This is a genomic window from Phenylobacterium sp., from assembly GCF_031412415.1.
In the GTDB taxonomy this organism is placed as follows: Bacteria; Pseudomonadota; Alphaproteobacteria; order Caulobacterales; family Caulobacteraceae; genus Phenylobacterium.
In genome coordinates, this window is record NZ_JANOCX010000238.1 from 1 (window position 1) to 10,413 (window position 10,413).

Annotated in this window: 10 protein-coding genes and 1 pseudogene; 7 read left to right on the forward strand and 4 right to left on the reverse strand. The window is 66.7% G+C overall.

Annotated elements, in window-relative coordinates; all coding sequences use genetic code 11:
- Positions 1 to 192: pseudogene (locus RMO04_RS11790) on the forward strand (ketosteroid isomerase); the annotation flags it as partial.
- A 19-nt stretch (positions 193 to 211) separates the two neighbouring features.
- Here the strand turns inward: RMO04_RS11790 and RMO04_RS11795 are convergent.
- Positions 212 to 628 carry a nuclear transport factor 2 family protein gene (locus tag RMO04_RS11795; RefSeq protein ID WP_309644977.1) on the reverse strand — a complete coding sequence of 139 codons (417 nt, stop codon included), beginning with the start codon at positions 626 to 628 and terminating at the stop codon, positions 212 to 214.
- A gap of 466 nt (positions 629 to 1,094) precedes the next feature.
- On the opposite strand from RMO04_RS11795, the gene RMO04_RS11800 reads away from it, so the two are divergent.
- The 3 genes from RMO04_RS11800 (at position 1,095) to RMO04_RS11810 (ending at position 4,403) form a co-directional block, all read left to right on the forward strand.
- The gene (locus RMO04_RS11800; RefSeq protein WP_309644978.1) at positions 1,095 to 3,374 is read left to right on the forward strand and encodes a TonB-dependent receptor domain-containing protein; all 2,280 of its coding nucleotides are present in this window, start codon (positions 1,095 to 1,097) and stop codon (positions 3,372 to 3,374) included.
- 61 nt (positions 3,375 to 3,435) lie between these two features.
- On the forward strand, positions 3,436 to 3,867 hold the full coding sequence (locus RMO04_RS11805) for a nuclear transport factor 2 family protein (RefSeq protein ID WP_309644979.1): 432 nt from the start codon (positions 3,436 to 3,438) through the stop codon (positions 3,865 to 3,867).
- 11 nt (positions 3,868 to 3,878) lie between these two features.
- Complete coding sequence (locus RMO04_RS11810) at positions 3,879 to 4,403, forward strand: nuclear transport factor 2 family protein (RefSeq protein ID WP_309644980.1); 525 nt, start codon at positions 3,879 to 3,881, stop codon at positions 4,401 to 4,403.
- A gap of 1 nt (position 4,404) precedes the next feature.
- Here the strand turns inward: RMO04_RS11810 and RMO04_RS11815 are convergent, their stop codons facing one another.
- From RMO04_RS11815 to RMO04_RS11825, 3 genes are all read right to left on the reverse strand, one after another.
- The gene (locus RMO04_RS11815; RefSeq protein WP_309644981.1) at positions 4,405 to 5,358 is read right to left on the reverse strand and encodes a helix-turn-helix domain-containing protein; all 954 of its coding nucleotides are present in this window, start codon (positions 5,356 to 5,358) and stop codon (positions 4,405 to 4,407) included.
- A gap of 68 nt (positions 5,359 to 5,426) precedes the next feature.
- Positions 5,427 to 6,236, reverse strand: coding sequence for a DUF1295 domain-containing protein (locus RMO04_RS11820; RefSeq protein WP_309644982.1), 810 nt, complete (start codon positions 6,234 to 6,236; stop codon positions 5,427 to 5,429).
- Positions 6,237 to 6,334: 98 nt separating this feature from the next.
- The gene (locus RMO04_RS11825) at positions 6,335 to 7,549 is read right to left on the reverse strand and encodes a serine hydrolase domain-containing protein (RefSeq protein ID WP_309644983.1); all 1,215 of its coding nucleotides are present in this window, start codon (positions 7,547 to 7,549) and stop codon (positions 6,335 to 6,337) included.
- A gap of 87 nt (positions 7,550 to 7,636) precedes the next feature.
- Between RMO04_RS11825 and RMO04_RS11830 the strand changes: the two genes are divergently transcribed.
- From RMO04_RS11830 to RMO04_RS11840, 3 genes are all read left to right on the forward strand, one after another.
- Positions 7,637 to 8,260, forward strand: a complete 624-nt coding sequence (locus RMO04_RS11830) for a helix-turn-helix domain-containing protein (RefSeq protein WP_309644984.1) — start codon at positions 7,637 to 7,639, stop codon at positions 8,258 to 8,260.
- 132 nt (positions 8,261 to 8,392) lie between these two features.
- The gene (locus RMO04_RS11835; protein ID WP_309644985.1) at positions 8,393 to 8,806 is read left to right on the forward strand and encodes a DUF2946 family protein; all 414 of its coding nucleotides are present in this window, start codon (positions 8,393 to 8,395) and stop codon (positions 8,804 to 8,806) included.
- A gap of 99 nt (positions 8,807 to 8,905) precedes the next feature.
- On the forward strand, positions 8,906 to 10,413 hold a 1,508-nt coding region (locus tag RMO04_RS11840), incomplete at its 3' end, for a TonB-dependent receptor (RefSeq protein ID WP_309644986.1).

Here is a 10,413-nt window from a genome sequence, read left to right on the forward strand (position 1 = left end):
CGGGTGATCCGGCGCGAGGCGCTGTCTGACGGCTTCCTGCAACAGCATGTGCTGGAGGCGACCCTGCCCGACGGCACGAAGTGGGCGATGGACGCCTGCTGCGTCGTTCGGATCAAGGATGGCCTGATCACCCGACTGGACGAGTACATCGACTCCGCCCAGTCGGGCGCCCTGCGCAGCCACGGGCGCTAGGCGGGCGGCGCGACCGCGCTCATCGGGTCTTCTGATCGAAGTCCTCGACGACGCCCATGTTCTTCAGCAGATGGGCGCGGTCGTAATACTCCCGCCAGACGCTGATCAGCGGACCGTCGAACTCCAGGACGCCCACCACCGGCGCGGAACCGGCCTTCCCGCGCACAACGAACTCGTCGACCCGCTCCATGTAGAGCACCCCGTCGATGACCCCCATGTGGCTGATGTTCAGGGTGATGGATTCCAATCCGTCGCCCAATCCCGACACGCGCTTGTAGACCGCGTCGCGGCCGACGATCGGTTGGACCATCATCGAATGCAGCACGCCGTCGGGCGTGAACATGTCGGCCACCTTGCGCCAATCGAGGGCCTTCCAGGCCGCGGCCATTTCGCGGCCGGCCGCGATCTTCTGCTCGTCCGTTAGACTCACCGACATCCCCTGGTCTCCTCACCGACTATCGCGGTCGACGTCTCGTAGCGACCGCCGCCGAATTAACTTGCATAACAGTACCTACAGTTGGCAAGCTCATTTTCTCGGGAATCGAAAACCCTCGACGGCCGCCGCCCACGAAGGGTCCTCGCGGGGCCAGGCCCGGGTGACTTGCTTGACGAGACCAAATGAATCCGCCTATCCTCGAAACTGCGACTTAGCTGGTTTACTAAGGAAAAAGCGACGCCAGCCAATACCTTTGCCAGAGATGATCAGTGTTCGTCTTTGGTTGGCGACGATCATTCCTAGGCAATTCAGGATTGTCTCAGGTCATTGCCTTCGCACGACTTCCGGAACGCCTGCGCGAGATCTGAAACGTAGAGAGACCGTACACAAATCACCGCGAAACGCGGGAAAACAACATAGGGTCGAGGCGTCTAAGACGCCCGCCTGATCTAGGGGGAGAAGCATAGTGAACTTGAAAAACTCCACGTCCTTCGTCGCGTTGATCGCCGGCATGGCTCTGGCTATGCCAGCGATGGCGGCCGACGCCGACAAGGGCGGCGCCCAGCTCGAGGAACTGATCGTCACCGCCCAGAAGCGTGAGGAAAACGTCCAGACCACGCCGCTGTCGATCACCGCCGTCACCGGCACCAGCCTGGCGAAGGATCGGGTCCTGACCCTTGAGGATCTGGCCCACAACATGACGGGGATCTCGTTCACCGCCAACTCGCCCCAGTCCAACGAGATCAATATTCGCGGCGTGGTGAACACCCGCCTCAGCTCGCCCACCGCCGACCAGTCTGTCGCGACCTTCGTCGACGACGTCTATGTCAGCCGCTCGGGTAACCTGAACTCGGCCTTCTACGACGTGGCGCGGGTCGAGGTGGTCCGCGGTCCGCAGGGCGTGCTGCTGGGCAAGAACGTGGCCGGCGGCGCGGTGAACATCATCAGCAACGCGCCCAGCTCGGAAACATCCGGCCGTATCACCCTCACCGTCGGCAACTACGACCTTCGGCAGAGCAACGGCTATGTCACCGGCGCGATCACCGACAGCCTGGCGGGCCGGTTCTCGTTCCAGACGATCAACCGCGGCGGCTACTACAAGGACATCCTGCACAACACGGAACTCGAGAACCTCGACTCGTTCCAGGCCCGGGTCCAGTTGGCCTACGCCCCCACGGACTCCGACTTCCGCGCCAGCATCAATGTGGACTACTCCAAGGACAGCAACGACGGCATCCACCGGGTCGGCTTGAAGAGCCCGACCCTGCCCGCCGGCTTCACCCCCTGGTCCACCACCCGCGCCCTGATCGCCGCCTTGCGTCCCGGCGGCCTGAGCCGAACCGAGAGCCTGCCGATCTGGCCGCTGTTCAAGGGCGACCGGGCGGCGACGCCGCAGGGCGCGCGTCACGAGACCTATGACATCATCATCAAGGCTGAGAAGGACCTGGCCGAGAATATCCGGCTGTCCAGCATCACCGGGTACCGGCACAATCACTCGTTCACGCTGTACGACCAAACCGGCCTCGGCCCGGCCAACGGCTTCAACGTGGCGGGCCCCCTGCTCTTCGCCGAGCCGGTGAACTTCATCGAGGGCATGAACCAGGTCTCGCAGGAACTGCGGGTGGCCTCGACTGACAACGAGAGCCGGTTCGACTGGATCGTCGGCGCCTACTACCAGAAGACCAACGTCCACCAGTACAACCGCTACTGGGGCGAATCGACGGTCCTGCCGACCCTGTCGGGCGAGAGCCACTGGGACGACCAGGGCCACAACCGCGACATGGCCGTCTTCGCTCAGGTTGGCTTCGACGTGACCGACACCCTGAAGCTGGACGTCGGCGCCCGCTACACCGCCGACAAGAAGTACGGCTTCCAGCGCGGCATCATCGTCGCCACCGGTGACCGGCTGAACCCGGCCGACACCGCGCCGCTGACCCCGTTGACCGTCAATTTCGCCACGCCCTACAGCGAATCCTGGAAGGAACTGACCCCCCAGGCGACCCTGCGTTGGACGCCCGACGACAGCAACATGGCCTATGCCACGGTGTCCAAGGGCTTCAAGGGCGGCGGCTTCCAGAACAGCGCGTCGAACGCCTTCGCCGCCGCCACGCCCTACGACCCGGAAACGGTCACCAACTACGAGGCCGGCTACAAGACGGAGCTGTTCGACCGCACGGTTCGCTGGAACACCGCCGTGTTCTACATGAAGTACAAGAACCTGCAGGTTCAGCAGACCCTCGCTTCCTGCCTCTGCAACGTGATCAGCAACGCCCCTGGCGCCACGATCAAGGGCTTCGAGACGGACCTTCAGGTCGCCCCGACCCGCTGGCTCCGCGCCTGGGCCAGCGCCAGCTATGTTGACGCCACCTACGACACCTTCATCTTCGCCGGCGTGAACAACTCCGGAAAGCGGATGCAGCGCACGCCGCGCTGGCAGGGTGCGTTCGGCGCCGAGGCCACCACCAGCGTCGGATCGTGGGAGGACGCCCTGTCGGCCCGCCTGAGCTACCGCTACCAGGGCCGCATGCCCTGGGCCCCGGAAAACACCACCTGGGAAGACGGCTACGGCACCCTGGACGGCCGTATCGCGCTCACCCTGCCCGACCGCCCGTGGACCATCTCGGTCTATGGCAAGAACCTGGGCAAGACGATCTACCGGACCAACATCATTCCGTTCTTCCAGGAAGAGATGTCGTCCTTCGGCGCGCCGCGAACCTACGGGATCGAGCTTTCGGCGGCCTTCTAATCCCGACGCCGGGCGGCTTCGCGCCGCCCGGCGTCTTCTCTTTGAAACTCCGGAGCTTTCGATGGGCCGCTGCTACGAAATCTTCCAGCAGGTCATCGAGGCCTGGCAGGCCAAGGACATCGATCGCGTCCTGGCCTTCATGGACGACGAGATTGTCTGGCACTACGCCGCCGCCGCCATGCCCCCGGTCCGCGGCAAGGCTACCGCTCGCAAGCTGATGGAGCGGTTCCACACCGACATGCACGACATTCAGTGGCGCATCTTCGCCCACGCCGAGAACGACGACCGGCTGTTCGTCGAAGGTGTCGACGACTACCGCACGACGGACGGCAAGCGGGTGGCGACGCCCTATGCCGGCGTGCTGGAGTTCCGCGGCGACCTCATCGTGGGCTGGCGCGACTATGTCGACCTGGGCGTCGCCGCCGAACAGAAGTCCGGCGCGCCTCTGACCCGTCAGGTCGAGAGCCTGCTCGACCGCCCCCTTGCGTCCTGAGAGCCGCCCCCATGTCCCTCGACCGCAGAGCCCTGATCACCGCCGCCGCCGCGACCGGCGCGCTCGCGGCCGCGCCGGCCATCGCCAAGGAGTCTCCCATGCCCCGCCTGTATCCCGTGCTCGAGGCCATCATCGCCGCCTGGAAGCAGCAGGACGTCGAAGGCGTCTTGGCGCTGGTCACCGACGACATCGTCTGGCGCAACTCCTCCGGCTACGCCCCGGCGATCAAGGGCAAACCGGCCATGCGCGCGGCGCTGGAGAAGATGAAGGCGATGATCGAGCCTGGCAGCAACACCTGGCGGATCTTCGACCACGCCGAGTCCCAGGACCGGCTGTTCATGGAGGGCGTGGACGAGTTCCGGCTCACCACCGGCCAGCACGTGGCCATCCCCTACGCTGGCAGCCTGCAATTCCGCGGCGCCCTGGTGAGCGAGTGGCGCGAGTATTTCGACGGCCGCATCAGCGCCGACATGAAGGCCGGCAAGCCCATCACCGACGAGGTGAAGGAGATGCTGGACCGGCCAATCGCCAAGTAGGCTAGCCCGGCGTGACGTTGAGCACGCTCGCCTCCTGGCCACACTGATCGCAGGTGACGAGCGGCTCCAGCTCGTGGCCACAGACACGGTGATGGGTGATCAGGGGCGGGCCATTGGTGGCCAGCCACCGGTCGCCCCAGCGGTTCAACTCGGCGATCAGAGGATAGAGGTCGCGCCCCTCGTCGGTCAGCCGATACTCCCAGCGGTCCGGCCGCTGCTGGTACAGTTCCCGGCGCAGGACGCCGAGATCCACCAGCCGGGTGAGACGATCCGAGAGGATGTTGGGCGCGACGCCCAGCGCGTTCTGGAAATCGTTGAACCGCCGACGGCCCATGAAGGCCGAGGCGATCACGTGGCTGGTCCAGCGATCGCCTAGCACCTGGAAGGCGCGGTCCAGCATGGGATTACCCTGGTTCAGATCTCCCGCCGGGACGATGGAGCGCCGCTGCGCGCGCGGCGGGGGAGACGGCTCGAACGCCGCGCCCGGCCCCTCGACCACGTAGACATCCCGGGGGCTCACCAAGCCACGGCAGCAGCCGCAGCGGAACTCCGGGGTGAACACCTTGCCGCAGTCGTGCTTCAGATGGTGGGCCGGGTTGGCGGGGTCGTAGAACCAGCGCTTCTCCCAGCGGATGATGCTGAGCGCCAGGCTGTAGAGGTCCAGGCCCATCTCCGAGAGCCGGTACTCGTCGCGCGCGGGGCGTTCCTGATAGCGGACCTTACTGAAGATGCCGACGGCGTGCAGGCGTCGCAGCCGGTCGATCAGCAGGCTGCGCGCCAGGCCGATGCGGCTTTGGAACTCGTCGAAGCGACGGACGCGCTGGAACGCCAGATAGAGGATCATCAGCGTCCAGCGGTCGCCCAGGATGTTGAGCGCGCGGGTCGCGGAGTTGGCCTGGACGAGCTGGGTGGTAGGCGCCGGGCCCGGAGGGTCAGAGCGGCTGGTTTCGTCCATGTCGCCTCAAGTGTCGGGGGCGCGCGGACCCTTCGGTCGCAGCCCCCCCTTGTCAAGCCTCCGGCCGTTTACGCGGCTTCCGGCGGCTTGGGCGGCCAGGGGAAGAAGCCGGATGTGCGGCGCATGTAGGATTCGTACGCGGGTTTGCGCCGGCGCAAACGTCCTTCGACGGTGGGCACGCCGCTCCAACGGGTGAGCGTGAAGACCAGGTACATCGGTCCCACCACCGCGAAGAGCCCAGGCGTCGTCTCGGCGGCGACGATCCAGAGGCCCCACCAGACGCACGCGTCGCCGAAATAGTTGGGATGGCGGGTAGAGCGCCACAGGCCCTTGTCCATCACCTGCCCGGCGTTGGCGGGGTTCTTCTTGAACCGAACGAGCTGCCAGTCGGCCAGCGCCTCGAAGGCGAGGCCGAAGATCGCCAGCCCGACCCCGATCCAGCCCAGTGTTCCCAGGTTCGCGGGTTCTGCGGCGACCTGCCCCAACTGCACCGGCAGGCACACCAGCCACAGCAGCGGCATCTGCAACATGAAGACCAGCCGGAAAGCCGCGTAGCCATAGCCCCAGCCGCGCTCGGCCTTGGCCTTGTCCAGCATGCGCACATAGCGCCCGTCCGGTCCGTGATCGCGCCACCGCCACAACATGTAGGCGCCCAGGCGCACGGCCCAGGCCACGCAGATCACCGTCAGCACCAACCGTCGCTCAGTCCCGCCGCCGGTCTGCAGGTAGGTCGAGATCGCCACGACGCCCATGCCCAGCCCCCAGAGGCTATCGACCGGCGTGCAGTCCTTCATGGCCACGCACAAAGCCCAGGCCAGCACGAACAGCGCCAGGATCACCCCGGCGTTGACCGCCAGCACCGTCACATAGTCCGGCATGGTTTCGCCCCCCTCTGACCGCTCCGCGACGCGAAGCCGCCATCAGTCTTTCTATGCAAGTTACATAGCAGAGCGGGGTAGCGCAAGCAGGTCGGGCGCTATGCGGAGGCCAGGCCGTGAAATTCGGTGATCGCCCCGTAGACCGCGAGCCCGATCCCCTGGGCCAGCTGCTCCAGCTCGAAGATGTTGTGCGCCAGGAAGATCATCACCGAGCCGTCGGTGGGATCAGCCTGCCACCAACCGCCGTAGGCGCCCGGCCAGCCCACCGTCCCGACTCCGCCCTTACAACGGGTCACCGCCGCCGTTTCAGGGTCCATGACGACGGCCAGCCCAAGCCCAAAGCCGTGCGCGGTGAACAGCGGCATCCCGAAGTTCTCACCCCTGGCGCGCTGGTCCTCGGTCAGGTGGTTTGCGGTCATGAGCGCCAGGGTCTCGGGCTTCAACAGGCGCACCCCGTCCACGGAGCCCTCGCCTACGAACATCCGCGCGAAGGCGAGATAGTCGTCCAGGGTCGACCACAATCCCCCGCCGCCGGAGACGTTGGTCATGTCGTCGGACCGCTCGGCCAACAGGGCGCCGGCGTCCTTGGTCCCCAGCGGCCGAGGGATGATCCGGCCGGCCGCGTCGAAACCGTACATCTGCGCGCGCCGTTCGTGCTTGGCCACCGGCACGGTGAAGCCGGTGTCCTTCATGCCCAGGGGCGCGAAAATCCGGCGCTGGAGCACCTCGCTCAACGGCGCACCCTCGATGCGCGCGATGAGCAGGCCCAGCAGGTGCGTCGAGTGCCCATAGTGGAAGCCAGCCCCCGGCTGATCGATCAACGGCAAGGCGGCCAGCGCGGCGATCCAGTCGTCGGGTGATAGGTGGCTGTCGATGTCGCTGCCCAGGGCGGCGAAGTAAGCGGCGGCGATCGGGCCTGCGTGAAAGTCGCCATAGGTGATCCCCGAACGGTGGGTCAGCAGGTCGTCGAAGGTGATCTCCCGGTTCGCGGCGTCAGTGTCGTCCAGCGGACCGGTCGGCGACCGCAGGACGCGCATCTGCGAAAACTCCGGCGCCCACCGGCTGATCGGGTCATCCAAGGCGAAGGCGCCCTCCTCGATCAGCATCAACGCGGCGGTCGAGGTCACCGGCTTGGTCATCGAGGCGATGCGAAAGATCGTGTCCCGCGTCATCAACGCCATCGCGTCCATGTCGCGCCACCCCACGGCGACCGCGTGCTGAACCCTGCCGTCGCGCCACACCAGAGCGGCGGCTCCGGCCAATTCATCGGCGTCGACATATTTCTCGAGCGCCTTCGTGATGGGATGGTCCATGGCCGCCTCCTCGCCCGGAGGCGGATAATATTGTCGTCTTATAAAATAGACTTTCTATATAATTGGCAATGATCTAGATTCAGGATCGTGACAGCCAACGCGACAATCGAGAGCGCCCGACGCAGACCCAAGGGTGACAAGCGCGAGCGCACGCGGGCCGCGCTGCTCAAGGCCGCGCGAGAACTGATCCGCGAGAAGGGTTACGAGCGCACCACGCTGCAGGACGTGGCCCAGCGGGCCGGCATGACCAGCGGCGCGATCTATGGGAACTTCAAGAACCGCGACGACCTCTTCATGGCGCTCGCCACCAGCTACTGGCCGCCGATCAAGCCGGTCATCCGACGCGGCTCGACCTTCGCCGAGAAGATGCGCGCCCTCTCCGACGCCACGATCGCGGCCATCCCCGATCGCCGCGACGCCGCCGTCGGCCGACTGAAAGGCATGGCGCACACGCTCAATCATGAAGAGCTCCGCGCGCAGGTGCGGGAGCACACCGCCGCGAGCTTCGAACGTGGCGCGGCATGGCTCGACGCGGTGGCCGACGACGACGGGTTGCCGATGCCCGCGGCGATGCTGGTGGTCGTCATCCACGCCATGACGGAGGGCCTGCTCTTCCAGCGGTTCCTCACCCCCGAGCTGGTCCCGGACTCGGTGATCCATGCCGCCTTCGCCGCCCTGGCCTTGGAACGAACGCCAGCGGCAGACGCGTAGGGCGCGAACGACCTCGATCTCGCCTGAGCCGACGGGAGCCGCAGGCCCTCAAGATCATCGCGCCTGACCGCGCCTCCACGACGCGACCAAAACAGCTACCCAAGGTTAGGCTTTTGGCCTAATGCGGCGCCCGTGACCCGACGGACTCACCCCGACAGAGCGACGGCCCAAAGCATCTTCCTGATGCTGGCCGCCTTCGCCATCGCCTTGAAGGTGATGATCCCGGCGGGCTTCATGGCGCGTTCGGCGACCAACGACGCGCCCTTCGCGATCATGCTCTGCACCGTCCAGGGGGCGGTGATGGTGCAGCCCGGCGAGACCGTGCCCGGCCACGAGGATCAGGGCGAAGCCGCCGACCACGAGAGCCCCTGCGCCTTCGCCGGCCATGCCTCGGCCGCGCCTGCGCCAAGCCTGATCGCGACCGAAACCGTCGCGTTCGTGGCCTATCGCGCCATCGCGCCACGGCCGGCGGTCGACCTGGCGCCGGGCCGCGGGCTCGCCGCCCCGCCCCTTCCCGCCCGCGGCCCCCCTAGCCTGCTGACCTGAAGCGCCGGCCCCTGGCCGAGCGTCGGCGCCTTCGCGCGCCTCGCCCCGATATCAGCACGCTTACGCCCGCCGTCATCGGCGGCGCGATGGACACCGCAAATGAAGACCCTCCTGCTCATTTCGAGCGCCCTCATGGTCATGGGCTATCCCGCCCTGGCCGCCGCAGACGACGCCGACACAAACACCGTCGATTCCGTCATCGTCACCGCCCGCCCCGATCCCGAAGACCCGGCCGTCGTCGCTGACGCTCGCAAGCGGCTGTCAGAAACGCCGGGCGCGGTCTCGGTCATCTCCTCGGAATCGTATGCAAACCGCTTCGCCCTGGCGCTCGACGACATGCTGCGCGACGCCCCGGGCGTCTACACTCAGCGCAAGTGGGGCGGCGATATCCGCATCTCGATCCGCGGCTCGGGCATCGGCAACGCCAACCACAATCGCGGGCTGCTGCTGGCCCAGGACGGCCTGCCGCTGAACGAGGCCGACGGCTACGGCGACAGCCAGATCGCCGACCCCCTGCTTGCCCGCTACACCGAGGTCTATCGCGGCGGCAACGCCCTTCGTTTCGGCGGCGCCCTGCTGGGCGGGGCGATCAACATGGTCACCCCGACCGGCGCCGACGCGGGGTTCGAGAACCAGGTCCGCGTGGATGGCGGATCCTTCGGCCTGTTGCGCGAGCATGCGGCCGTGGCCCGCCAGATCGGCGACTGGGACGTGTTCGCCGCCGCGACCAACCAGACCGGTCAGGGCTGGCGTCCGCAGAGCCAGCAGAACCTGCAGTTCGCCACGTTGAACGTCGGTCACAGCTTTGGCGAGGACCGCGAGATCCGGCTAATCGTGAACGGCGCCAACATCGCCCAGGAAATTCCCGGCGCCCTGACCCGCGCGCAGTTCGACCGGAACCCCCGCCAAGCCGCGGCAGGCAACTATGCCAATGACCAGGGCCGCAATGTTCGGGGCCTGCGCGGCTCGCTGCAAACCATTTGGCGGGTCAATGACGACCTGGTCTTCGAAGGCGGCGCCTACGCCATCTGGAAAGACCTGGATCATCCGATCTTCCAGGTGATCGACCAGCAGAGCCGCAACTACGGCGTCTTCGGCCGGCTGGACTGGGACGGGCAGATCGGCGGCATGCGGGCCGACGCCTTCGCCGGCCTGTGGTTGCGCAAGGGCGACCTGGACTCCAATTTCTACGCCAACATCAGGGGCGCACGCGGCGCGCCGACCTCGATCTCCCAGCAGAACGCCACGGCGGGTGACCTTTTCGGCGAGGGCCGGTTGTTCGTCAGCGAGCGTCTGGCCCTGGTGGCCGGGGCGACCTGGGGAGTGGCGACCCGCGACTATCGCGGCTTCGCCGTGCCCGGCGTTCCCAGCACCTTCAACCTCAGCGCATCTAAGAACTTCGACTGGATCGCGCCTCGGATCGGCCTGATCTGGGAAGATGAACAAGGCGCGCAGGTCTTCGCCAACCTCACCAAATCGGTGGAGCCGCCGAACCACGGTTCGCTGTCGCCGACGGGAACCGGCTTCGCCCCCGTCGAGGCGCAGGAGGCCTGGACCGCCGAGATCGGGACACGGGGTCGCCGAGGGCCGCTGACCTGGGACGTCAT

Excerpts from the sequence above, each read along its gene's own strand:
- RMO04_RS11810 (WP_309644980.1), top strand. The coding sequence starts at position 3,879 with ATGTCCCTCGACCGCAGAGCCCTGATCACCGCCGCCGCCGCGACCGGC.
- RMO04_RS11820 (WP_309644982.1), bottom strand. The coding sequence starts at position 6,236 with ATGCCGGACTATGTGACGGTGCTGGCGGTCAACGCCGGGGTGATCCTG.
- RMO04_RS11795 (WP_309644977.1), bottom strand. The coding sequence starts at position 628 with ATGTCGGTGAGTCTAACGGACGAGCAGAAGATCGCGGCCGGCCGCGAA.
- RMO04_RS11815 (WP_309644981.1), bottom strand. The coding sequence starts at position 5,358 with ATGGACGAAACCAGCCGCTCTGACCCTCCGGGCCCGGCGCCTACCACC.
- RMO04_RS11825 (WP_309644983.1), bottom strand. The coding sequence starts at position 7,549 with ATGGACCATCCCATCACGAAGGCGCTCGAGAAATATGTCGACGCCGAT.
- RMO04_RS11805 (WP_309644979.1), top strand. The coding sequence starts at position 3,436 with ATGGGCCGCTGCTACGAAATCTTCCAGCAGGTCATCGAGGCCTGGCAG.